The 22,280-nt window shown below is 35.8% G+C and carries 28 protein-coding genes; all 28 read right to left on the reverse strand.

Annotation, left to right across the window (positions count from 1 at the left end):
• The 28 genes from flhF to ruvX all read right to left on the reverse strand — a co-directional run bounded on the left by flhF (position 1) and on the right by ruvX (position 22,270).
• Positions 1–1,071: a flagellar biosynthesis protein FlhF gene (flhF, locus tag EJN67_RS03550; protein ID WP_129722484.1), complete on the reverse strand. Its 1,071-nt coding sequence runs from the start codon at positions 1,069–1,071 to the stop codon at positions 1–3.
• Between the two features lie 4 nt (positions 1,072–1,075).
• Positions 1,076–3,100: a flagellar biosynthesis protein FlhA gene (gene flhA / locus EJN67_RS03555; RefSeq protein WP_129722487.1), complete on the reverse strand. Its 2,025-nt coding sequence runs from the start codon at positions 3,098–3,100 to the stop codon at positions 1,076–1,078.
• A 34-nt stretch (positions 3,101–3,134) separates the two neighbouring features.
• Complete coding sequence (gene flhB / locus EJN67_RS03560; RefSeq protein ID WP_207207957.1) at positions 3,135–4,214, reverse strand: flagellar biosynthesis protein FlhB; 1,080 nt, start codon at positions 4,212–4,214, stop codon at positions 3,135–3,137.
• Positions 4,215–4,231: 17 nt separating this feature from the next.
• Complete coding sequence (gene fliR, locus EJN67_RS03565) at positions 4,232–5,017, reverse strand: flagellar biosynthetic protein FliR (protein ID WP_129722490.1); 786 nt, start codon at positions 5,015–5,017, stop codon at positions 4,232–4,234.
• 7 nt (positions 5,018–5,024) lie between these two features.
• A complete protein-coding gene (gene fliQ, locus EJN67_RS03570; RefSeq protein WP_129722493.1) occupies positions 5,025–5,297 on the reverse strand; it encodes a flagellar biosynthesis protein FliQ in 273 nt (90 codons plus the stop codon).
• A gap of 15 nt (positions 5,298–5,312) precedes the next feature.
• A complete protein-coding gene (fliP, locus tag EJN67_RS03575) occupies positions 5,313–6,086 on the reverse strand; it encodes a flagellar type III secretion system pore protein FliP (RefSeq protein WP_129722496.1) in 774 nt (257 codons plus the stop codon).
• The gene (fliO, locus tag EJN67_RS03580; RefSeq protein WP_129722499.1) at positions 6,079–6,510 is read right to left on the reverse strand and encodes a flagellar biosynthetic protein FliO; all 432 of its coding nucleotides are present in this window, start codon (positions 6,508–6,510) and stop codon (positions 6,079–6,081) included. Before fliO ends, fliP begins: the two co-directional genes overlap by 8 nt.
• A gap of 4 nt (positions 6,511–6,514) precedes the next feature.
• Positions 6,515–6,877, reverse strand: a complete 363-nt coding sequence (locus tag EJN67_RS03585) for a response regulator (protein WP_129722502.1) — start codon at positions 6,875–6,877, stop codon at positions 6,515–6,517.
• Between the two features lie 24 nt (positions 6,878–6,901).
• A complete protein-coding gene (fliY, locus tag EJN67_RS03590) occupies positions 6,902–8,068 on the reverse strand; it encodes a flagellar motor switch phosphatase FliY (protein WP_129722505.1) in 1,167 nt (388 codons plus the stop codon).
• Entirely contained in the window at positions 8,061–9,065 is a 1,005-nt protein-coding gene (fliM, locus tag EJN67_RS03595) for a flagellar motor switch protein FliM (protein ID WP_129722507.1), read from the reverse strand. Before fliM ends, fliY begins: the two co-directional genes overlap by 8 nt.
• 29 nt (positions 9,066–9,094) lie before the next feature.
• Complete coding sequence (locus tag EJN67_RS03600) at positions 9,095–9,529, reverse strand: flagellar basal body-associated FliL family protein (RefSeq protein WP_129722510.1); 435 nt, start codon at positions 9,527–9,529, stop codon at positions 9,095–9,097.
• Positions 9,530–9,539: 10 nt separating this feature from the next.
• Complete coding sequence (locus EJN67_RS03605) at positions 9,540–10,325, reverse strand: OmpA family protein (protein WP_129722513.1); 786 nt, start codon at positions 10,323–10,325, stop codon at positions 9,540–9,542.
• Complete coding sequence (locus EJN67_RS03610; RefSeq protein ID WP_129722516.1) at positions 10,318–11,115, reverse strand: flagellar motor protein; 798 nt, start codon at positions 11,113–11,115, stop codon at positions 10,318–10,320. The genes EJN67_RS03605 and EJN67_RS03610 overlap by 8 nt, the downstream gene beginning before the upstream one ends.
• 12 nt (positions 11,116–11,127) lie before the next feature.
• On the reverse strand, positions 11,128–11,340 hold the full coding sequence (locus EJN67_RS03615; protein ID WP_129722519.1) for a flagellar FlbD family protein: 213 nt from the start codon (positions 11,338–11,340) through the stop codon (positions 11,128–11,130).
• Positions 11,341–11,353: 13 nt separating this feature from the next.
• On the reverse strand, positions 11,354–12,577 hold the full coding sequence (locus EJN67_RS03620) for a flagellar hook protein FlgE (RefSeq protein ID WP_129722522.1): 1,224 nt from the start codon (positions 12,575–12,577) through the stop codon (positions 11,354–11,356).
• A 25-nt stretch (positions 12,578–12,602) separates the two neighbouring features.
• Entirely contained in the window at positions 12,603–13,034 is a 432-nt protein-coding gene (locus tag EJN67_RS03625; RefSeq protein ID WP_243641221.1) for a flagellar hook capping FlgD N-terminal domain-containing protein, read from the reverse strand.
• Positions 13,035–13,047: 13 nt separating this feature from the next.
• Positions 13,048–14,403 (reverse strand): flagellar hook-length control protein FliK, encoded by a 1,356-nt coding sequence (locus tag EJN67_RS03630; RefSeq protein ID WP_129722525.1) that lies wholly within the window; start codon positions 14,401–14,403, stop codon positions 13,048–13,050.
• A gap of 16 nt (positions 14,404–14,419) precedes the next feature.
• The gene (locus EJN67_RS03635) at positions 14,420–14,974 is read right to left on the reverse strand and encodes a magnesium transporter MgtE N-terminal domain-containing protein (RefSeq protein WP_129722528.1); all 555 of its coding nucleotides are present in this window, start codon (positions 14,972–14,974) and stop codon (positions 14,420–14,422) included.
• Positions 14,967–15,422, reverse strand: coding sequence for a flagellar export protein FliJ (fliJ, locus tag EJN67_RS03640; protein ID WP_165000709.1), 456 nt, complete (start codon positions 15,420–15,422; stop codon positions 14,967–14,969). Before fliJ ends, EJN67_RS03635 begins: the two co-directional genes overlap by 8 nt.
• 19 nt (positions 15,423–15,441) lie before the next feature.
• Entirely contained in the window at positions 15,442–16,761 is a 1,320-nt protein-coding gene (gene fliI, locus EJN67_RS03645) for a flagellar protein export ATPase FliI (protein WP_129722535.1), read from the reverse strand.
• Between the two features lie 11 nt (positions 16,762–16,772).
• A complete protein-coding gene (locus tag EJN67_RS03650) occupies positions 16,773–17,558 on the reverse strand; it encodes a FliH/SctL family protein (protein ID WP_129722538.1) in 786 nt (261 codons plus the stop codon).
• Complete coding sequence (gene fliG / locus EJN67_RS03655; protein WP_129722541.1) at positions 17,551–18,567, reverse strand: flagellar motor switch protein FliG; 1,017 nt, start codon at positions 18,565–18,567, stop codon at positions 17,551–17,553. The genes EJN67_RS03650 and fliG overlap by 8 nt, the downstream gene beginning before the upstream one ends.
• 18 nt (positions 18,568–18,585) lie before the next feature.
• Positions 18,586–20,130, reverse strand: coding sequence for a flagellar basal-body MS-ring/collar protein FliF (gene fliF / locus EJN67_RS03660; RefSeq protein WP_165000710.1), 1,545 nt, complete (start codon positions 20,128–20,130; stop codon positions 18,586–18,588).
• Positions 20,131–20,271: 141 nt separating this feature from the next.
• Entirely contained in the window at positions 20,272–20,565 is a 294-nt protein-coding gene (gene fliE / locus EJN67_RS03665; protein ID WP_243641222.1) for a flagellar hook-basal body complex protein FliE, read from the reverse strand.
• 13 nt (positions 20,566–20,578) lie between these two features.
• Positions 20,579–21,019, reverse strand: a complete 441-nt coding sequence (gene flgC / locus EJN67_RS03670) for a flagellar basal body rod protein FlgC (RefSeq protein ID WP_129722547.1) — start codon at positions 21,017–21,019, stop codon at positions 20,579–20,581.
• A gap of 2 nt (positions 21,020–21,021) precedes the next feature.
• Positions 21,022–21,432, reverse strand: a complete 411-nt coding sequence (gene flgB / locus EJN67_RS03675; protein WP_129722550.1) for a flagellar basal body rod protein FlgB — start codon at positions 21,430–21,432, stop codon at positions 21,022–21,024.
• A gap of 140 nt (positions 21,433–21,572) precedes the next feature.
• A complete protein-coding gene (locus EJN67_RS03680) occupies positions 21,573–21,836 on the reverse strand; it encodes a DUF1292 domain-containing protein (protein ID WP_129722553.1) in 264 nt (87 codons plus the stop codon).
• A 5-nt stretch (positions 21,837–21,841) separates the two neighbouring features.
• The gene (gene ruvX / locus EJN67_RS03685) at positions 21,842–22,270 is read right to left on the reverse strand and encodes a Holliday junction resolvase RuvX (RefSeq protein WP_129722746.1); all 429 of its coding nucleotides are present in this window, start codon (positions 22,268–22,270) and stop codon (positions 21,842–21,844) included.
• Positions 22,271–22,280: the final 10 nt, after the last annotated feature.

The raw sequence follows: 22,280 nt of genomic DNA on the forward strand, positions 1-22,280 counted from the left end.
TTACGGCCTTTCTAACAGATGTTTTGCTATTTCTTCCGGATAGGCTAACTGTATATCATCTGGGACATTTTGACCAGTAGTAATATAGCTTAAAGGTTGTCCAGCAGTAAAACAACAGTTTAATATAATGCCATATCGAGTCATATCGTCAAGTTTGGTGAATATAAGTTTATAACTAGGTAAAAAGCTGTAACTATCAATGGTGTCCAAACAATTCTTGTAGCTCACATTTCCACTTATTACAAGATGAATTTCGTCTACTTTTGCAGTACCTATTGTTTCTTTTAACTCCTGCTGGTGCTTACTATCATTTAATCCCCTACCTGCAGTATCTATAAGTACAACATCTTTATCTCGGTTATTTCTTAATGCCTGTAATATATCGTTAGGGGAACATACAACTTCTACTTTAATACCCAATATTTCACCATATAGATTCAGTTGATCCACCGCTCCTATTCTATAGGTATCTGTGGTTACAAGCCCCACATTTTTATGCTGTTCAATAGATAGAATAGCAGCTAGTTTAGCTATTGTAGTAGTTTTTCCTACTCCCGTTGGACCTACAAACAAAACTATCTTTTGTTGACCAGGATATACATTTATAGGCTTAGGTCTTCCTATAAAATATAATATAGAATTATATACGGATTCATATATTCCAATTTTGTCCCGATTATAAAGTTCCTCTGCCCGCTTTATAACAGATTTTGCCACATCTTTATCTACTTCATTATCAAGCATATTTTGATAATATGTAATATATTTTTTGTCTACTTCAGCTCCTTCAGCTCCATTTATCAAACTTTTAAGCATGGAGCCCATATACTGCATTTGATACTCAATATTCTCCAGACGTTTTATGTCTCTAGTATCTAAAGAACTTTTGTCTGTATAAGCCGCATCATCTATAGCAGCTACTACTTCAACAACAGGCTTTTGAAATAGTCCTTTGATACCTTTTTTACGCAACTTACGATTACTCACTATAACGGCCTCAGGACCCAGTTCTTCCTTTATTTTTTGCATGACCTCTTGGTTTGTGTTACCTATATATCTTTTTACCTTCATGAAATTATCCCCTCACTATTCCCACCGATTGTACTTCAACATTATTATCAAGTTCGTTATAGGATAATACCACGAGATCCGGCACCATTTGTTCTGTGAGCCTTTTAAAATACATTCTAACTATCGGTGCTGTAAGCACTATAGGCTGTATCCCTAAAGAAGCTGCATTATTCAATTCTTTATGCAGATTATTTAATATTTTTTGGCCTTCATTAGGTTCCATTGCTAAATACGAGCCATGTTCAGTTTGTTTTATACTATCCATAATTCTTTGCTCTAATTGATTATCTAAGGTGATTATCTTACCCTTTTTATCAGGCATAAATCTATAGGTAATAGTTCTATTTAAAGCCTGCCTAACATATTCAGTTAGCATATCAGTATCTCTCGTCAAAGGAGCGTAGTCAGCCAATGTCTCCAATATGGTAGACATATCCCTTATTGGTACATCCTCCTTTATAAGATTACAAAGCACCTTCTGTATCTCCCCTACGGTCATAAGCTTTGGTACCAGCTCATCAACTAAAGAAGGATATTTCTCCTTCATATTATCCAAAAGCACCTGTACTTCTTGTCTGCCCATCAATTCATGTCCATAGCGCTTTATGATCTGGGTAAGATGTGTAGCCATCACAGATGGAGGATCCACAACTGTATATCCCAATATCTCAGCCTTTTCCTTATCCTTTTCATCTATCCATTTAGCAGGCAAACCAAATGCAGGCTCTATCGTATCTATGCCTTCAATTTCGCCCTGTGCCGTACCTGGATCCATTGCTAAAAAATGGTCTATAAAAACCTGCCCACGAGTTACTTCTATACCTTTTATCTTTATAATATATTCATTTGGATCCAATTGAATATTGTCCCTTAATCGAATCATGGGTACTACCAATCCCAAATCCAGGGCCATTTGCCTCCTTATCATAACTACCCTATCTAAGAGATCTCCTCCTTGATTAACATCTGCTAATGGTATTATACCATATCCAAATTCTAATTCTATAGGATCGACCTGTAATAAACTTGCAATATTTTCTGGTTTTTTTATATCTTCTATCTGTTGTTCTACCGATTCCACCTCTTCTTGTTCTTCAAATCCTGTTTGTACCTTGTATATATTACGCCCCAAAATGGCAAAAATAGCAGCCATTATAAAAAGTATTGGTTTTGGAAATCCAGGAAAGAAAGCCATTATTACAAGCATAATACTTGCTAAAACAAGTACCATAGGCTGTCCAGTTGACTGTTTAAAAAGATCCTCACCAAAGCTCGATTCAGAAGCTGCCCTCGTTACTATTATACCTGATGCAGTAGAGATGAGAAGGGCCGGTATCTGGCTTACCAATCCATCACCCACTGTAAGCAATGTATATTTCTGCATTACTTCATTAAATCCGCCATCATTTCGCCCTATTATTACACCGCCTACGATATTTATGATAGTAATGATAATACCTACTACAGCATCACCTTTTACAAACTTACTTGCACCATCCATCGCACCATAAAAATCCGCTTCCCGTTGTATATCTTTTCGTTTTCTTTTGGCCGTTTGCTCATCGATAAGCCCTGAGTTTAGATCAGCATCTATAGCCATCTGTTTACCAGGCATGGCATCCAGAGTAAATCGTGCCCCTACTTCTGCAACACGTTCTGCACCTTTAGTAATTACCACAAACTGTACTATTATAATTATAAGAAATATTATAAAACCGACAACAGGATTACCTTGTATTACAAAATTACCAAATGTCTCTATTACCTTTCCTGCATAACCCTCATTTAATATTAACCTAGTTGACGATATATTAAGTCCCAATCTAAATAAAGTAGACAACAGTAGCAAAGATGGAAATATAGAAAACTCCAAGGGCTCCTTTATATATATTGTCATAAGCAAAATAACCAAAGATAGTGCGAGATTCAATGTTAAAAGTATGTCCAACAATAATGCAGGTAAAGGAAATATGATAAGTAGCACTATTGAAATGACAATAAAAGCTATAAATATATCTGCAAATTTCAAATCAACACCCCCTTATACTACTATCGTCCAGCTATTAAAAAACATTTTTCCCTTTTAAATTGTATACAAAAGCTAAAACCTCGGCTACTGCCCTAAACAATTCAGGTGGTATACTTTGCCCTATATCGGTAGATTTATAAAGCGCTTGAGCCAGCGGCTTGTTTTCTACTATTGTAATATCATTTTCTCTTGCTACATCCTTTATTTTTAATGCTACATAGTCTTGACCTTTTGCAAGCACAATAGGTGCATCGCCTGCTTTGGGATCATACTTTATAGCAACAGCATAATGGGTAGGATTTGTAATTATCACATCTGCATCAAGCATATCCTGCATCATTCTACGCATACTTATCTGGCGTTGCTTTTCCTTTATTTTAGACTTTACAAGGGGATCCCCTTCCGTCTGCTTGTATTCTTCTTTTATCTCCTGTTTTGTCATCATGATACTCTTTTCATACTCCCGCCACTGAAAGAAATAGTCAAATATGGCCAAACCGGCTAACGCCGCACCGCACTTAAGCCCAATATCTATCCCTAAGTCCCCTATGGCTTTTGCACCTGAAAAAATATCAGTTTTAGGTATTTCATTGATATAGCTCCATTTGCTCGATATTTCCTTATAGGATATGCTTCCTATCAAGGCAAGCTTTATAATCGATTTTAGAAGCTCCATCAATGAGCGTTTTGAAAAGATACGCTTAAAACCTTGTATAGGGTTTATTCTTGAAAAATCAGGCTTTAATGGATTCTCCGTAAAAACAACTCCTACTTGGGCATAATTTATAACTATACCCACTATTAATGCAACTCCTAAAATAGGTAAAATTATTGTAACCACATATATCATGGTTGATAAAAAAACTTCATATAACCCCTTAGGAGTAAAAAAACTATCAATTGGCTCCTCAATATAGAGAAATTTATTGTATACCTTTTCCAACTTATCTACCATATAGGGAGCCAATGCTTTAAGGGCAGCAAACATAGCTAATATAGTAGCTGCTGAATTCAGCTCCATACTCCTTACTACCTGCCCCTTCTTTCTGGCATCCTGCCTTCGCTTCGGAGTTGCTTTTTCAGTTTTCTCATCAGCAAATAGTTGTATATCCATATGAGCACTTGTATATATCACTTAGGCGCCATTCCTCCTATGATAGTTTTTATATCATGGAACATATTTGAAAATTCACCATTTAACATGCCTATATAAACGGGAATAAACAAGAATAATGCAATTAACCCTACTAGTATCTTTATAGGTATGCCTATTACAAATACATTCATTTGCGGTATAGTACGCACCATAATACCTAAAGCTACTTCTGTCAATAGAGCAGCCCCCACTACAGGTAAGGCTAGCTTAAGAGCAAATATAAAATAAGTTTTGAACATGGCAAATATCTGCCAAAATATATCAGCCGTTATACTTATCCTGCCAGGGGGTAAAACTTCAAAACTATCTACTAAAAGCTTTATAAGAGTATGATGGCCATCCACTACAAAAAACAATAACAAAGCCAATATATTGTTAAAATTGCCCAAAAGGGGCACCTGAATATTATTTTGTGGATCTAATACATTTACAATCCCAAACCCTATCTGAGTATCTATAAGCTGACCTCCTGTCAATATGGCTGAAAAAAATAGTGTAGTTACATATCCCATGGCAAAGCCTATAACCAGTTCCTTGGTAGAATAATATAGTATTTTAAAAAAACTATCCAGCTGTATTATCATATCCATAGATTCATATGTAGTAATAGCCAGTGATAGAATAACAGAAAAGCCTATTTTTAAGTAAAAAGGAATATTTTTTCTGCTAAAAATAGGCGACATAAGAAACATACCCGTAATTCTTGAAAATACCAACAAAAAAAGATCAAACCTAGTAAAAAGACCATCTACAAAATCCATAACATATTCACAATCCTATAAACGAATTAATGCTATCATAAAGCTTTAATGTATACTCAGTCATTGTTCTAAGCATCCAAGGCCCAAATATATATATAGCCAGCACAATAGCCAATATTTTAGGAATAAACACCATGGTCTGTTCATTTATTTGAGTAGTAGCTTGAAAAATTGCTACTAATAGTCCCATTACAAGCCCTAATATGAGCATAGGTGCGGCTATGGTGATACCAGTATATATTGCCTGTTGGGCAATTCCAATGACATCTCTTTGGGTCATATATATTCACCTCTATTATCTAAATCCCGTAATCAGAGTTTTGACCACTAAATTCCAACCATCTACCATCACAAACAATAGTATCTTAAATGGCAGAGAGATGATAGCCGGTGGTAGCATCATCATTCCCATCGACATTAGAGTGCTTGCAACTACCATATCTATTATTATAAATGGTATAAATATCAAGAAACCCATTTGAAACGCTGTTTTTAGCTCGCTTATTATAAAAGATGGTATAAGTACCCTGTTTGGAATATCCTCCAATTTTTCAGGAGCATCTTGTTTATCTAGACTTAAAAATAATTTTAAATCCTTATTCCTGGTCTGCTTTAACATAAATTCTCTAAGAGGCTCCATACCTTTTTTCAAAGCTTGCTCTTCGTTTATTTCACCTGCCAAATATGGTTGAATAGCATTATCATTTATCTTTGTACCAACAGGTGCCATTATAAAAAATGTTAGAAATAATGCTAAACCTATAAGCACTTGATTTGGAGGCATCTGCTGAGTACCTAAACCATTTCTGACAAATGATAATACCACTATTATTCTAGTAAAACTGGTCATCATTATAAGTATAGAAGGGGCTAAGGATAAAATCGTAAGTATAAACAGTATTTGTATGCTATTAAATACCTCCCTAGGCGTTTTTGCCTCATCTACATTTATACCGACCTTCGGAATAGGATATTCAGGTTGGGCGAAAGCAATATTATTGGTACAGTTTAAAAAGACCATGCATAAAAAAATAATGAAGGTTAATTTTAAAAAGGTTTTTCTATTCATTATGCCCCATCCCGTTATCATTTCTTTTTATTTTATCAAGTTGTTTTTCCCATCCCTTATCATCCATATCAATACTTGTTTTGTTTTTTTCTCCTTTCCTTTTGTTAAAATATTTATTTAGCAGACTGGAAAATTGACTTGGATTATCAAAAGCTATGGGTACAATATTTTTTTCATCTATCTGGCCTAAAAAATCTATATTATGATTAGTTACACCTATTAAATAATACAGACCACCAACCTGTATGATGCATACCCATTTGTCATTGCCCACCATTATCCTATCTACAACCTTCATGAACTTGCTATGATTCAATTGTCTACCTTTCATACCTATTAATCTGGTTGTAAAGTACGCGGCAAATATAATGGCGACAAACCCCAAAATAAGGATAAATGGCCTATAATCAACCTCTGGAAACATATTATTATCCAATAACCTTTTTTATAGCTTCTATAACTCTATCAGCTTGGAAAGGTTTAACAATAAAATCTTTAGCTCCAGATTGTATTGCTTCAATAACCATAGCTTGTTGACCCATAGCGGAACACATAATAACCTTTGCCGATTTATCCATATTAGTTATTTCCTTTACAGCTTGTATACCATCCATCTCAGGCATGGTTATATCCATTACCACTAGGTCTGGGGACAATTCCTTATACTTCTCTACTGCTTTTGCCCCATTTTCAGCTTCTCCTACTACTTCATAATCATTTTTTGTTAAAATGTCTTTAAGCATCATACGCATAAAAGCTGCATCATCTACGATCAAAACTTTTTTCCCCACGATAAATCTCCCTCCATTTTTGTTTTATCCTAATCTGGAAATACGCTTGTTAGGGCTTATTATATCTGTAATCCTCACACCAAAGCTATCTTCTATTACTACCACTTCGCCCTTTGCAATTAATTTGCCATTCACCAAGATATCTACTGGTTCTCCTGCCATTTTATCCAACTCAATTATCGAACCAGAATTTAAATCTAAAATATCTTTTATTAATTTTTTGGTTCTGCCTAATTCTACAGAAACCTGCAGGGGAACATCCAAAATTAGATCAATGTTCCCAGTATCCTGCGCCGAGGACGATGGTACAGACCCTTGTAATGGTTGAAAAGCAATTGGATGCACGTCTACAGGATTTTTTTCATTATATGTCATTTCCACATCAGGTGTAAGCACCTCCTCTTCGATCTGTTGCCCTTGGCTTTGCGGGGGTCGCATTTGCTTTTGCATCATTTGGGGCTTTTCTGTTTCCTGTTCTAGTTTAATATCCATTGCTGGTGTCTGGTTTACATTTAATAAACTATTTACTAGATCTTTAGCAAATTCTATAGGCAGTAACTGCATCATATAACTATTTATAAGATTGCCTACCTCCATTTTAAAATTGATCTTTACAATAGGTTCATCAACATCAAAATAATCATATTGCTCACTCTCTGCAAAATTTATCGCAAAAGCCTTTGGGGGTGAAATATTTATGCTTTTATTTAACATTGTAGCTAATGACGTAGACGATGAGCCTATCATTTGATTCATTACTTCACCTACAGCGCTAAGATGTAAATCGTTTAATTCCCCCTCTGTATTGGTACCATCCCCGCCCATCATCAAGTCTGTAATGATCTTTACGTCGTTTTCGTCTATTATAAGCAAATTAGTCCCTTCTAGACCGTTGGTATAGGACACTTCAACTGCAACAAAAGGAACTGGGTATTGGGAAGCTAATTCCTTTAGAGTAGTTATGGTAACTTCCGGCGTAGTAATAGTTACTTTTTTTTGTAATAATGTTGACAAGGTAGTAGCAGCTGTCCCCATGCTTATATTACCGATTTCACCCAAAGCATCCATTTCATCGAAACTCAATGTCTGTTCAGTCTGAATAGGCTCATTGTTATTGGAATTCTCCTCGGTTAAATTACCTGCCCCATTAAGCAATGCATCTATTTCTTCTTGAGATAGTATATCATTCATTGTCGTTTAATTCACCTCTTTCGATGCCCGTTATTTGCACAGCCAAGTTATTATCCTGGGTGCCTATTATTCCATCAAATTTTTTTATATTTTCCACAAACACTTCCGCATCTTCATTCATCTTTCTGTTAAGTTTGATTATATCTCCAGGTTGCAATTCTATAAAATCCCTGACTGTTATACAGGTCTGTCCTAATATTGCCTTTAAAGTTAACTGTGTATTAGCAATACGGCGGGTTACAACCGAAGACTTAGCATTATTGGTATCATGTGATGCGGCAGTTTTGGAAGAAAACCAAAATTTGGTGCTTAGTTGATTTATTATAGGCTCTATAACTATATGAGGAATACATATATTCATCATTCCCTCTATATCTCCTATCAGTATATTTAATGTAATAAGTGCTATAGTTTCATTAGGAGATATAATCTGTGCAAATTGGGCATTTGTTTCTACACGTTCTAGAAAAAAATTTGCCTTAAGCACATTTGCCCATGCATCACTCATCATTTTTAAGAGTTCTTTTAAAATTTTGCCTATTAAACTAATTTCGATTTCTGTAAAATCCCTCACCTTATCCATCGTTTCTCCCGGGCCTCCAAGCAGTTTATCAACTATTGCAAATGCAATGCTTGGAGACATGGTAACCATTATGGATCCTTCCAATGGTTTAAAACCTACTATACCTAGCATTACAGGATCCGGAAGAGAATTGTTAAATTCATAATACGTAAGGGGCTCTACAGATACCACATTCGCCTGACAATATGCCCTTAAGGTCCCTGATAAATAAGATGACATCAGTCTGCAAAAGTTCTCATATATAATTTGCATAGTTCGTAGTTGGTCTTTTGCAAATTTATTAGGACGTCTAAAATCATATACCCTTACCTTTTTTTCCTGCGTTTGCTCCTGTATTCCTTCTACATCAACTTCTCCTGAATTTAGAGCCCTGAGCAGTTCATCTATTTCCTGCTGGGATAGCACATCCGACATGGCCTTCCCCCCTTTTTGAGCCTGTGCTGTTATTGCTGAATTACAAATTCATTGAAGTATATATTAGTAATATTATCAATTTTTAATGTACTTTGTAAATCCTTTTTTATCATATTTTTAAGATTTTCCTGTATTTCCTGTTGATTTATATCCTTTTCCGTAACATCTCTTAAAATTGAAATTATTCTATCACGCACCTTCGGTATATTATCTTCCACTACCTTTTGTGATTGTTCATCAATTACCTCTATATATATCTCCGTCTTTAAAATAGCTCCACTATCTTTTAAATTAGTTATAAATGGTGCACCAGTACTAAGTACTATGTTTTTGCCTGTGTATTTTTTGCTACTTGCCTGTACATTAGCACTTTGCGGATTGTATAGTGCCTTTATAATAAAAACACCTATACAAATAAAAATTATAAGTAAACTTGTAAGTATTATCATCCATGATTTTTTCATAGCCTATACCTTACTCCTTTTTCGTATCTATGGTCTTAATATCACCGCTTGATCTAACTATGGTAATATCAACCCTTCTGTTTTGTGACATTCCTTCTTCCGTATCATTAGGTGATATTGGGTAATATTCTCCATATCCTGCAAAAGAAAGTTTATTACCTGGTATACCATACCCTTCTTGAAAATATCGTACTACCCTTGCTGCCCGCCCACCAGACAATTCCCAATTCGTGGGATATATATAAGTATTTATTGGCCGACTATCCGTATGTCCTTCTACCCTTATACGCTGTATCTGATTATCAAATTTTTTTAGAATTTGGGCAACACCATTTAATATTGATACAGCATCATCCTTTATGTCTGCCTTACCAGTATCAAACAGTACATATTCTCTAAATCTTACTAATATCTCAGTTTGGGTTTTTGATAGCTGTACTTCTGCTTGTATATCATTCTCCCTTAAATATTCATCCATATCTTTATATAGTTGTACAAATTGATCTTGAACATTTTTTTCTGTATTTCCGTCTTTTTTCCCATCCTTATCGCTTATTTTACGTTCCATTTCTGGCATATCTCCAAACTCAGCAGTAATAGTATCGGGGTTCCCATCTAAAACGCCTATACCACCTTGTAATGAAGAAACTAACGTTCGCCATTTTGCAGCATCTATTGTGGAAAAGGAAAATAACAACACGAAGAAGGTCAAGAGCAGAGTAACCAGATCACTATAGGTAGTTAGCCATTCAGCTTGATTACTACCACTATCACGTGTCTTTCGTTTCCTACTCAATGGTCATCCTCCCCTCGTCAAACTGCTGCTCTGTACCTCCCTTACGATACTTTGGAGATAAAAAAGCTTTTAGCTTTTCTTCAATGATTCTGGGGTTTTCTCCCGCCTGAATGGATAATATCCCTTCCAGTAAAATTTCCTTATATAAAATCTCCTGATCACTTTTATACTTGAGCTTTTCTGCTGTGGGATTAAAAAACAGATTGGCAAGCACCGAACCATAAAAAGTAGTAACAAGGGCTACTGCCATACCCGGTCCCAAGGTTGACGGATCATCAAGGGATTTTAGCATATTGATAAGTCCTATAAGAGTACCTATCATTCCGAAGGCGGGAGCAGATGCTCCCATGCTTCTGAAAAGATCCTGCCCTTGCCTGTGCCGTTCCTCAATAAATGTCAATTCAGTTTCCATAATATTTTTAACCAGTTCAGGATCTGTTCCATCCACTATAAGCAATATACCTTTTTCCAGATACTCATCATCCAACTCATGGGCAGCTTCTTCCAAAGCTAACAATCCTTCTCGCCTTGCTATATTCGCCAAATTTATGATCTTTTCTATAATCTCATTGGGATCATCCTCTTTGGTAAAAAAGGCATTCCTTGATATCTTAAAAACGTTGCCAACTGTTTTTAATGGATAGGAGATCAGTGTAGCGGCAAAAGTGCCTCCCAAAGTTATCATTATAGATGGCAAATCATAAAAGTTTGCTATATCTCCATCTAATCGTATACCTGTAATAATAAATGCTATTCCGGCTATCAAACCAGCTAAAGTTGCTACATCCATTCATGTTACACCTCACTTATCAAGCCCTTGACTTATTGACACCCCTGAAAAAACTTCCCTTTTAAATTTAATTATGCGATCTATTACCTCATGTACATTTTCATGTACAACTATCTTTTTACCCGTAGTCATGGTAATAACGGTATCTGGAGTACTCTCTACAAATTCAATAAGGTCAGAGTTTACATAAAACTCTTTTCCATTTAACCTAGTCACCTTGATCATAAAGCTCACCTACTTATCTCTTTAAGTTGACCAACTCCTGCAACAATTCGTCAGATGTGGTTATTATCCTGGAATTTGCCTGAAACCCCCTTTGAGCTACTATCATATCGGTGAATTCCTTAGCAAGATCAACATTTGACATTTCAAGCGTTCCAGGATTTATTACACCCCTTCCGGCTACTCCCGCCATATCCAAACTAGGCTCACCAGAGTTTGAAGACCTTTGGAACATATTGTTTCCAATCTTTGTAAGACCTGCCGGATTTGTAAACTTGCCTATCGCTATCTTCCATTCCAGCTGTGATTGTCCATTTGTGTATAGGCCTATTATATAACCATTTGCATCAATGCTTATGGAATCTATAACGCCTGCGGCATATCCCCCCTGCTGATCACCCTTTATATCAGTAGGTCCTCCATTTTGAGTCATATTGGAAAAATCCTGTTTTAAAGTTATTGACTCAGTACCTGCGTATTTACCTTTAAAAGTCAAACCAACATCTCCTAAAGATGCTGTGGTATCGTATTTACCATCGTTTTTAAACTTAAACTTTCCTGATGCATTTGATATTTCTATATTAATTGCATCATCAGTTGTAACTGTATATTCCCACTCATTAGGCGTTGCAGTTTTTTTAAACTCATATTTTAGCTTATGCTCACGCCCTAAGGAGTCAAAAACAGTAACAGTATATTCATAATTATCACTATTTATATCCAGATTACCTGAAAAATTCATACCCTTTGTTGCTGCAGGCGGCATACTCAAGTTAGCTACATTTATGGCCTTTGGAGGAGCAGATACATCTTCGTCAGGTTTCCAGCCTAATACCTTTAGCCCACCTGGTGCTACCATATTACCTGCCCTGTCCACATCAAAATTACCAGCCCTTGTATAGAAGCTATTTGTACCATCTGAAACAACAAAAAAACCATCTCCCTCAATGGATAGATCCGTAACCTTATCTGTACGCTGCACACCTGTTCTATTGTGAAGTACATCTATTGATCCTACAGATACCCCTAACCCTACTTGTTGGGCATTGGTACCGCCACGCATGCCATTGGCTGCCGGGGCAGATGAAGGCTTTAATGTCTGACTGAATATCTCTTGAAATGTAACACGGCTGGATTTATACCCTACAGTATTTACATTTGAAATGTTATTCCCTATTACATCCATTTGCATTTGATGGGCTCGCAACCCTGAAACGCCTGAAAACATAGATCTTAACATGAATAATCAACCTCCTAAACATTTTTTATGCTAATGATCCAATTTTGTTGTATTCTCCATTGTCTGAATAAATCATCTTAACGTCATCTAGCATTATAGTAGCATTATTGACAGTTAAATAAACATTTCCATTGGCTATCATGGCATTTTCCACCTTACCATGGATAGGAATAAATTCTCCGTTTATTCCACGAGTTTCAGCATATACAGTTCTACCTATTAGATTTAGCCCTTTTACTGTCAAAAAAGACGAATTTAAATTCTGCATCTGCTCTAAAGCACTAAATTGAGCCATTTGAGAAATAAATTCTTTATCTTCCATTGGCTTTAAAGGATCTTGATTTCGAAGTTGTGCTACAAGTATCTTCAAGAATTCATCTTTTCCTAGTTCTCCATTTACATTGCGAGAGGTATTTTGATTGGCAGAAGATACCTGACTCATTTGTTCTATTTTCACTTGGTTTCCTCCTTTACGCAAAATAGTCCACACCGCGTTTGCCTATTGGCAGGTGATAGGATTGAACAACCTGTGATAAAACATCCTCATATGTGCCATCTCTATACTTATTGATAGGCACTTTATGTTCAAAATCTGGATGTCTATGAGAAAAATTTGAATGCTGTTGCCCAACGTCCACATCGATATTAGTAAAACTATACCCTTGCTGTTCCAAGGCTATCTGCAGCTCGGCTATATTGTTTCTTATGAGATCTCTTATTTGCACTGAAGGTGCAGTAATTTGAGCAGATATTATGCCATCATTTAGCACAACTCGAAGCATTACCTTTCCTAAATACTCTGGCTTCAATTGTATGTTCATGCTAGATTCATGCTTGTCCAGTACAGCTATGGCGTTATCTACCATTTGATTTATTATATGACTATCGTCTATATACTGCTGATTGCGCAATACATTGGAAAACACCTGTTGAACATTATCCTGTGCTTTTTCACGTATAATAACATTTGAGATAGTCCCTTGAACCTGCGTTAAATCATCATTTGATCTTTGGTCATCCACACTTTCTTCCAAAGTGCCTTCTCTTCCCTCTTCTGGAGCAATTTTTAAAACAATACCCTCACTAGATTGTACGCTGTTATTATTAGATGTACTATAATCATCAGCAAATACTTGAGTTTGATCTGGAGTATTAGTCGGTATCGCTTCTTCATTAGGAAATAGGGATTTTAGAGACGTAACTGCTACATTTTCATCAGTATTTTTTATACCACTAGCATTTAATTGATCTAAAACCCTATTTGACTTTTTATCACTATTTCCATTATTAACAATCATGTTTATATTTTTATCATTAAGTATAACTTCATGTGCTGCCGTTTCCATGCTAGAAAGTACATTTTTATTATCTATGTTTCTATTTTGTAGATTCTTATCATTTAAGGGACTACCTTCTTTTATATTTACATAACCTGATAACTTGGATATTAGCTCATCGAATCCATCGATATTCTCTTCCAACTTGATCAGCTTATCCATTAAATCAGGTGGTAAAGCTTCTACATCTATATCTTTTAGTATATTCTCTAAGACAAATACCTTATCATCAAATGTGTTATCAGGTATTGACATCTGATATGATTCCATCCCTTTAGATAATATTAAGCTTATATATTCAGCCATAGCCTGAAGAACAATATCTACATCATCTTTGTGCTCATCCCTATCTTTTTGATCCATAAGCTGATCAAAAATCTTTTCGAAATCATCAGATAAATTGCTTGACTTAGATACATTATGGATGGGTTGCCCTTGAGTTTTTGATACTTCGAAGCAATTAAATAGGTTTTGAGCTACTTCAATCATTTCTTTCACCTCCTTTTTAGTTAAGCATCTTTTTAATAATTACAGCTGCCTTTTTAGAATCCATGGCCTCTAAAATTTCTGCACTTTTCTGACTGTTTATGTTTTTTAATATGGTAACTACTAAATCAATATCTGAAGTATTAGATAGTATATCTGCAGCTTTATCGCTGTCCATGTTTTGATATAATTTTGCAATCTCCTTTATATCCTTTACCTCAGATGATAGTTGCTCGTGTAACTCCTGTACTTCTTTTTCCTTCTCCAAAAGATTTTGTTCCCTATCTTTTAATGCCTCTTCCCTTTGCTCCATCTCTGCTTGCGTCTCTTCAAGCTGCCTTTGTAGCAAGTTGAGCTTATCTTGCTTTGCCTGCAGATCTTCAAACTGCTGAGCTAATTGGGCGTCTTTCTTTTCTTCCTTTGACTCAGTTTGTATAAAATTAAAAACTTTTGCAGTCTTCTTTTTTATACCACCTATATCAAGTGCAAATAGTGCATAAAATACTGCCACCAGCAAAATTACTGATATAATAACAATCCATATTTTTCGTTTTTTCGGTACACTGCTATTCATATGTTCTTCCACCTTGACCTACCTTATAGGTTAATAATTCATCGATTATAGCCGCTTCTCTCTTATCCATCTGCTGACAAAACTCCACATACTGTCGATCTTTTAAATCTTTAAGCATATCTATCTCTTTAAATAGATCTATTAACTTTTCCCGTATTGCTTTTATCTGTCCTTCTGTATGCTCTATTTTTTCATACTGCACAGATATATCTTTTTCTATCATGGCATTAAAATCGCTATATGCCCTTAGGAGATTTATAGTAGCCCCATCTGATGCAAATTCATACATATTTTGTACTGACTCTTGCTTTTTTCTATTTAATCCATCTAATACATTTTGCTGCTGTTCAAGATATTCAAGCTGAATGGAAAGTTCGAAGAGCAACTGCTTTTTTTTAGCCAATTTTACATCCATTAAAGTCTGGAGAGTAAACTTAAACTTTTTCATAAATACACATCCTCTAAGACTAATTCTTACATAATTCAGCCATCTTATGAATTGTAATATCCATTTCCTGTGTTTCATCTACTTTCTGCTGCAGAAATTCATTTATGGCATTAATCTTATCCATAGCCTCGTCTACTTCCCTATTAGTTCCTCTGTGATAAGCACCTATGTTTATAAGGTCTCTAGCCTCATTATAAGCTGCCATCAATCGCTTTATATGGGATGCATCAGATAAAACTATATCAGACACTATATCCGGCATAACTCTGCTGACACTAGATAGTACATCTATGGCAGGATAGTGATTACGGTTAGCTAATGACCTGGATAATATTATATGGCCATCTAAAATTCCCCTTACTGTATCAGATATGGGTTCATTAAAGTCATCGCCATCGACTAGTACCGTATAAAGCCCGGTAATAGATCCTTTATCCGAATTACCTGCCCTCTCTAACAGTTTAGGTAGCATTGCAAATACTGAAGGAGTATACCCTCGCGCTACAGGTGGTTCCCCTATAGCCATACCTACTTCCCTTTGAGCCATAGCCAATCGAGTAAGAGAATCCATCATAAGCATAGTGTTTTTACCCTGATCTCTGAAATATTCTGCTATAGCAGTTGCTACCAATGCCCCTTTTATCCTTATAAGAGCAGGTTGATCAGATGTTGCAACTACTATTACTGATTTTTTAAGACCTTCTTCTTTTAGATCCTTTTCGATGAACTCCCTAACCTCTCGTCCACGCTCCCCTATAAGAGCTATTACATTTATATCTGCATCGGCATTCCTTGCAATCATACCCAATAGGGTACTCTTACCTACTCCACTTCCTGCAAAAATGCCCATCCTTTGACCTTGGCCACAAGTCAACAATCCATCTATTGCACGTATGCCAAATCTCAATGGTTTATGAATCCTTTGCCTCTTTAATGGATTAGGAGGTGAGTTTGAGATAGATATCCAGTCTTTAGCTTTTATTATCCCCTTCCCATCTATCGGATTGCCAAGTCCATCCAGGACTCTGCCCAATAGTTCTTTTCCTACCGGCAGCATAAATGGTTGATTGGTGGATATTACCAAACTACCTGGACCTATGCCTTTAAGTTCACCTAAAGGCATAAGAAGCACACGCTCATTTGAGAACCCTACAACTTCCGCATTTACATAGTCTTTCTGATCTAAACTATATAAATGGCATACCTCACCTAATTTAACAGCCGGTCCCCTTGACTCAACAGTAAGACCTACTACCTGCGTTACTTGACCACTAAATTCTATTGTCTGAACTTTTTTTAAGATATTACTATATTCATTAAATGAAATATGCCCATTCATATCTTATTCCCCTATTCATCCTTTTCTTGTACAGACATAATCGATAAAAAAGCTTTTTGTATCTTTGATATCTGTTTCTCAATGCTGCCATCTATGATACCTAAATCGGTATCAGCTATACAACTGCCCCTTTTTAAAAATTTATCTTCTACTATTTCCATATCTTTAACGCCGGGAACCACTGATAATAGATAATCCTTTTTAGATATAACTATAGGGTAATCATAACTACTTACCCTAAGCTTTATACAACTTGAGTTTTTGCTTTCCTCTAGTATTTTTTGAGCAAGCTTTAAAAACAGAGTCTGATCCCCTTCTAATGCACTATTTAAAACTTTTGTTGCTATATCTATAGACAGTCGCACCATATCATTCTCGCATGTCTTATATAATGCTCGCTTTTCCTGTTGGAAATCTTCATAGAGTTTATCTAACTTATTAAATTTATTCTGGAACTGTGCCTCTGCCTCAGCTTTTCCCTTTTCATAACCTGCTTTATAACCATCTTCAAGCCCTTCATTATATCCCTTTTCATAACCTTCTCTTTTGCTTGTTTTCATAATATCATGTGCTTGTTTGGCAGCATCAACCAGTATAGCATCGGCATTTCGATTTGCTTTGTCTAACATATTTTTAATTTTGATTTCAGCTGCCCTATAGCTAAAATCAGATATGGAATCATCCTTATCTACTTTTTCATCATTTAGATCTGTATATAAAGGCATATATTGATTTTTTAGCAATACTGTTTCTCCATTATTTATAACAGCATTTTTATATTTTAATACATTAGACAATTACCTCATCTCCTCCCCCGCGGGCTATTACAATTTCGCCTGCATCTTCAAGCCGCCTTATTATATTAACAATCCTCTGTTGTGCTTCCTCTACATCGCGAAGCCTCACAGGGCCCATAAATTCAATATCTTCTTTAATCATCTCTTGCAGACGTTTTGACATATTAGAAAATATAACCTTACTTACATCGGAACTAGAACCCTTGAGGGCAAGCGCTAAATCATTGTTATCAACTTCCCGAAGGAACCTTTGTATGGATCTATTATCCAGGGTAACAATATCTTCAAATACAAACATACGCTTTTTAATCTCTTCGGCCAATTCGCTATTTTTTATCTCTAAAGTCTCCATTATATGCTTTTCAGTACCCCTATCTACAGACAAGAGTATATCAACTACGCTTTGTACTCCTCCTGCAGTAGTAAAATCAGATGTTACCATAGAAGATAACTTTTTCTCTAGCACTCTCTCCACATCCTTTACTACATCAGGAGATGTACGATCCATAAGGGCAATCCTCGACGCAACATCTGATTGTTTTTCAGGTGGTAGAGCAGACAATATAGCTGCTGACTGCTGAGGACTAAGATATGCCAATATAAGAGCAATTGTTTGAGGATGTTCATCTTGAATAAAATTCAAAAGTTGAGAAGGATCTGCCTTTCTGGCAAAGTCAAAAGGCCTTACCTGCAAAGAAGATGTTAGCTTGTTTATAAGCTCTACAGCCTTTTCATTGCCAAGAGCCCTCTCCAATACTTCTTTAGCATATCCTATACCACCTTCAGCTATATAGTTTTGAGCCAGACACATATCATAAAACTCCTCTAATACCGTATCCTTTGTTTCAGGCTCTACCTTCCTCATATTAGCTATTTCAAGTGTTAATTGTTCTATCTCATCTTCGTTTAAATATTTATATATTTCAGATGCACTGTTTGATCCTAATGTAATCAACAGTATGGCTGCCTTTTCTCTACCACTCAATTCTCCCTTATTTCTAACTGACATATCAAGTATCCCTCACTTTTAATCCTCATTAAGCCAATTTCTAAGCAGCTGAGCCACTGCATCCGGACGTTGGGATGCAAGCTTTTCCAGCTGAACCTTTACCTGATTTTGTTCAGTAGCTTCTAGATCAATCTCAGGCACCTGCTGCTCTTCATCTTGCTCCTTCTGCTCTGCTTCCTGTTCCATCTGTTGTTCTATAAGCTCTTCCTCAACCCTTTTTCTTCTTCTCATTATTATAATTAATGCCATTATTAATACAGCTGCAATTGTAGCTATAATACCTAGCATCATTGGACTAAGGGTCTTGTTAGACTGTTCTTTTTGATTAAAGGCATCTAATATATCCTGCTTCATAGAATCATCAAATTTCATACTATACACTGTCACCCGTTCTGGATCTGTGCCTACAGCATTGGTAACCAGCTCTTTTACCTGATTCAATGTCTGCATATTTAATTGCTCATTATCAATAATAACTGAAATAGACAAATCCTCAATTTTACCCTGCTGTTCTTCAATCTTTTCTTTTATTTCATTTACTTCATAATTGGTAGTTACTTGGTTTTTATCATATGTACCTTGTTCACCTTCCTGAAGCTCAGGATATTGAGTTGTATTATTGGTCTCCCCTGCAACTCCACCAGCAGCTCCATTTTGAACCTTTTCCTTTAGCTCTTCTCTGCTAACTACTATCCCTTGATCATCTATAACTGGTTGAAAAGTAACAGATTCGGTAGTTTTTTTATCAAAATTTAATTTAACATTTACTGTAGCAGCTACTTTCTTATATCCAAATACAGGTTCTAGTAAATCCGTAACCTGCTTTTTTAATTCTTGTTGCAATTGCTTTTGTAAATCAAAATTACTACCTAGAATATTGTAGTCTTCATTACCTTCATGATTTAGTACATTTGCATTCGTATCAAGTATTGTGATATCCTCTTCTTTTAATCCTGGTACGCTTTTGGCCACTAAGTGTTCAATATTTTTCGCCTGTTCCAGGGTTATTTCACTTCTAGGATCTAACTTTACTATGACTGAAGCAGTAACTGGAATCTGCTCACTTTTAAGAACAAATGAATCGGTTTTCGGCATACTTATGGTCACTATGGCATCTTCAACGCCTTTAAGCATTTTTATTGAACTTGCAAGCCTTTCTTGCAGTTGAAATGTCAAAATAGCCTGCCTATCTTCGTCCGTCTGTCCGAAATTACCTTTTGAAAAAAAGAGGTCATAATTAAAACCTGATTTAGGATAACCCTGCTGCGTCAGCTCCATCCTAATATCTGCCTCTTTTTCTTTTGGAACCATTATAGTTGACGTTCCTTCTATCTTTGGTTCAACCTTCATTTCTTTTAATTTTTCATATACCTCTGCCGATTCTTGTGCATCTAGCTGGCTGTATAACACCACATATTCTGTTCTATTAAGCATTATAATTGCAATTATTACTATAGTGATGCATATAGCGACCGTAATTATAAAATTTCTTTTTTGATTTTTTTCTAGTTTTGTCCAAAATTCGTTTAACTGTCTTTTTATAGAACCCAATCCCTCTGGCATCTTATCCCCACTTTCACACGACAAAAGTACCCAAAAATGTGGGAAAACCCCACAAATCCGAATATCAAACATTTTTATTATATAATATTTAAATTTCCAGCGGAATGAGCCTTTCGACCTATTTAGCCATTAAACTCGGTTTTACAACTGCATTCGCATAATTTCCTGGTAAGCCTCTATTACCTTGTTCCGCACCTGCACTGTAAACTGCAATGCTATATCGGCCTTTTCAGCATCAATCATCACCTTATGTAAACTATCTATTTGACCAGTAGATAATAAATTGTTATTTTGATAATCTGTAGACTGCAAAGCTTTAAGTTCACCAACAGCTTGTCCAAGCATATCTTTAAAACTAGTAATGTTAGCAATTTTCTCTCCTCTGCCTACAGACCATTTTGTAGAATTTTGTAGAGATATATCATCAATCCTCAAAGCTACTACCTCCTTATCTGCCTATTTCCAGTGCCTTCATAGCCATCGTCTTTGTAGCATTAAATGCTGTTACATTGGCCTCAAACGATCTTGTAGCGGACATCATATCCACCATCTCCTTTAATGTATCCACGTTTGGAAGCTCTACATATCCGTCTTCATTGGCATCTGGATGACTTGGGTTATATACCCTTTTAAACGGTGTAGGATCTTTTGAAATGTGCACTGCCTTGACACCAGTACCTGAAAATTGCTGGCTAGTTTCATTTAGGTATTCTCCAAATGACTTTGTTTTTGATCGTTCCTGTACTACTACTAAATTTCTACGATATGGTGTTCCTTCCTCAGTTCTGGTAGTATTTGCATTTGCAATATTTTGGGAAATTACGTCCATGCGAAGTCTCTCAACTGTAAGCCCTGAAGCACTTATATCAAATGGTTGTAAAAAATTCATCGTCACCGTCTCCCTTCACTTATTACCATCTTTAGCCTTTGAAACTCTTTAGATGCTTTTAATCTAAGAGCATCGTAGTATATGGTGTTTTTAGCAAGTTCACTCATCTCCACATCTATATCCACATTGTTCCCGTCCATTCTCATCTTTGTACCATAGGTATTTTTTATTTTAGGAGCTGAATGTTGTATATCCATATGGCCAATATCCATATGCTTTTCCCGTGTTTTTATCCCCTTTATACCTTGTACATCCAGTGCCTGCTTTAACTCATCGGCAAAGGCAACATCTTTTCTTTTGTACATTGGGGTATCTTCATTAGCTATATTATTTGCTATTATCTGATTTCTCAGCCATGAGCCATCTAGAGCCTTTTCCAAAGTAGCCGTTCTAAAAAACATACCATTTTCCATATTAATATACTACCTCCTTTCTTTATGTATAAAAAATATCATTTTCAACATATATCGACTACATTTTACCTTTTATATATAATTAAAACATATTTTCCACCAAAAAGCAATGAATAAAAATAGAACCCCGAAGGGTTCTATTATTCTAAATCAGATTCCATTATTTCACTTATGGCTTCAAATACGCTATCAAGCTCATCATCATCATCTATAGTAACATATATATCCTCATCATTTTCATCTTGCTCTATCCTAAGAATTACTATGCCATCATCGTCTTCTTCATCAACTGGCCCTAAAACTATATAATCATGTGCCCCATACTCAAGAGTCATAATATATTCAAACTGTACTATATCATCATTTTCATCTACAAGCTCTATTATGTTATCCTGCTCTACCATGATAATTATTCTTCCTTTCTCTTATTATTTAAATAATCAAGGTATCCCTGAAGAATAAGCATAGCCGCCATTTTATCAACTTTTTTTTTGCGCTTCCTTCTACTCATATCGGCTTCAATCATAATCTTGTGAGCGGATACTGTAGTAAGTCTCTCATCCCAATAGACAATTTCTGTTTCTAGATTGTCTTTTAACATATTCCCAAATTGAATTACTTTCTCACTTTGGGGACCAAGCGTGCCATTCATATTTTTAGGGAGACCTAGAACTATACTTTCCGGCTTATACATCTCAACCATTTTAGATATCTTCTTTATGTCAGTCTCATCATCCTTACGTTCTATGGTTCCGATACCCTGAGCTGTCCAGCCCAGTTGGTCGCTTACAGCCACTCCAATCCATCTATCTCCTACATCCATGGACAAAATCCTCAACAACTTTTCC

Source organism: Xylanivirga thermophila (assembly GCF_004138105.1).
Lineage (GTDB): Bacteria > Bacillota > Clostridia > Caldicoprobacterales > Xylanivirgaceae > Xylanivirga > Xylanivirga thermophila.

Coding starts and splice junctions, on each gene's coding strand:
- EJN67_RS03615 (WP_129722519.1), bottom strand. CDS start 11,340: ATGATCAAGGTGACTAGGTTAAATGGAAAAGAGTTTTATGTAAACTCT.
- flhB (WP_207207957.1), bottom strand. CDS start 4,214: ATGGATATACAACTATTTGCTGATGAGAAAACTGAAAAAGCAACTCCG.
- EJN67_RS03620 (WP_129722522.1), bottom strand. CDS start 12,577: ATGTTAAGATCTATGTTTTCAGGCGTTTCAGGGTTGCGAGCCCATCAA.
- fliP (WP_129722496.1), bottom strand. CDS start 6,086: ATGAATAGAAAAACCTTTTTAAAATTAACCTTCATTATTTTTTTATGC.
- fliY (WP_129722505.1), bottom strand. CDS start 8,068: ATGAATGATATACTATCTCAAGAAGAAATAGATGCATTGCTTAATGGG.
- EJN67_RS03610 (WP_129722516.1), bottom strand. CDS start 11,115: ATGGATGTAGCAACTTTAGCTGGTTTGATAGCCGGAATAGCATTTATT.
- fliQ (WP_129722493.1), bottom strand. CDS start 5,297: ATGACCCAAAGAGATGTCATTGGAATTGCCCAACAGGCAATATATACT.
- fliO (WP_129722499.1), bottom strand. CDS start 6,510: ATGTTTCCAGAGGTTGATTATAGGCCATTTATCCTTATTTTGGGGTTT.
- fliG (WP_129722541.1), bottom strand. CDS start 18,567: ATGTCAGTTAGAAATAAGGGAGAATTGAGTGGTAGAGAAAAGGCAGCC.
- fliM (WP_129722507.1), bottom strand. CDS start 9,065: ATGTCGGATGTGCTATCCCAGCAGGAAATAGATGAACTGCTCAGGGCT.
- EJN67_RS03630 (WP_129722525.1), bottom strand. CDS start 14,403: ATGATTGAAGTAGCTCAAAACCTATTTAATTGCTTCGAAGTATCAAAA.
- fliJ (WP_165000709.1), bottom strand. CDS start 15,422: ATGAAAAAGTTTAAGTTTACTCTCCAGACTTTAATGGATGTAAAATTG.
- fliI (WP_129722535.1), bottom strand. CDS start 16,761: ATGAATGGGCATATTTCATTTAATGAATATAGTAATATCTTAAAAAAA.
- fliR (WP_129722490.1), bottom strand. CDS start 5,017: ATGGATTTTGTAGATGGTCTTTTTACTAGGTTTGATCTTTTTTTGTTG.
- flgB (WP_129722550.1), bottom strand. CDS start 21,432: ATGGAAAATGGTATGTTTTTTAGAACGGCTACTTTGGAAAAGGCTCTA.
- EJN67_RS03680 (WP_129722553.1), bottom strand. CDS start 21,836: ATGGTAGAGCAGGATAACATAATAGAGCTTGTAGATGAAAATGATGAT.
- EJN67_RS03635 (WP_129722528.1), bottom strand. CDS start 14,974: ATGAATAGCAGTGTACCGAAAAAACGAAAAATATGGATTGTTATTATA.
- EJN67_RS03600 (WP_129722510.1), bottom strand. CDS start 9,529: ATGAAAAAATCATGGATGATAATACTTACAAGTTTACTTATAATTTTT.
- flhF (WP_129722484.1), bottom strand. CDS start 1,071: ATGAAGGTAAAAAGATATATAGGTAACACAAACCAAGAGGTCATGCAA.
- fliF (WP_165000710.1), bottom strand. CDS start 20,130: ATGCCAGAGGGATTGGGTTCTATAAAAAGACAGTTAAACGAATTTTGG.
- flgC (WP_129722547.1), bottom strand. CDS start 21,019: ATGAATTTTTTACAACCATTTGATATAAGTGCTTCAGGGCTTACAGTT.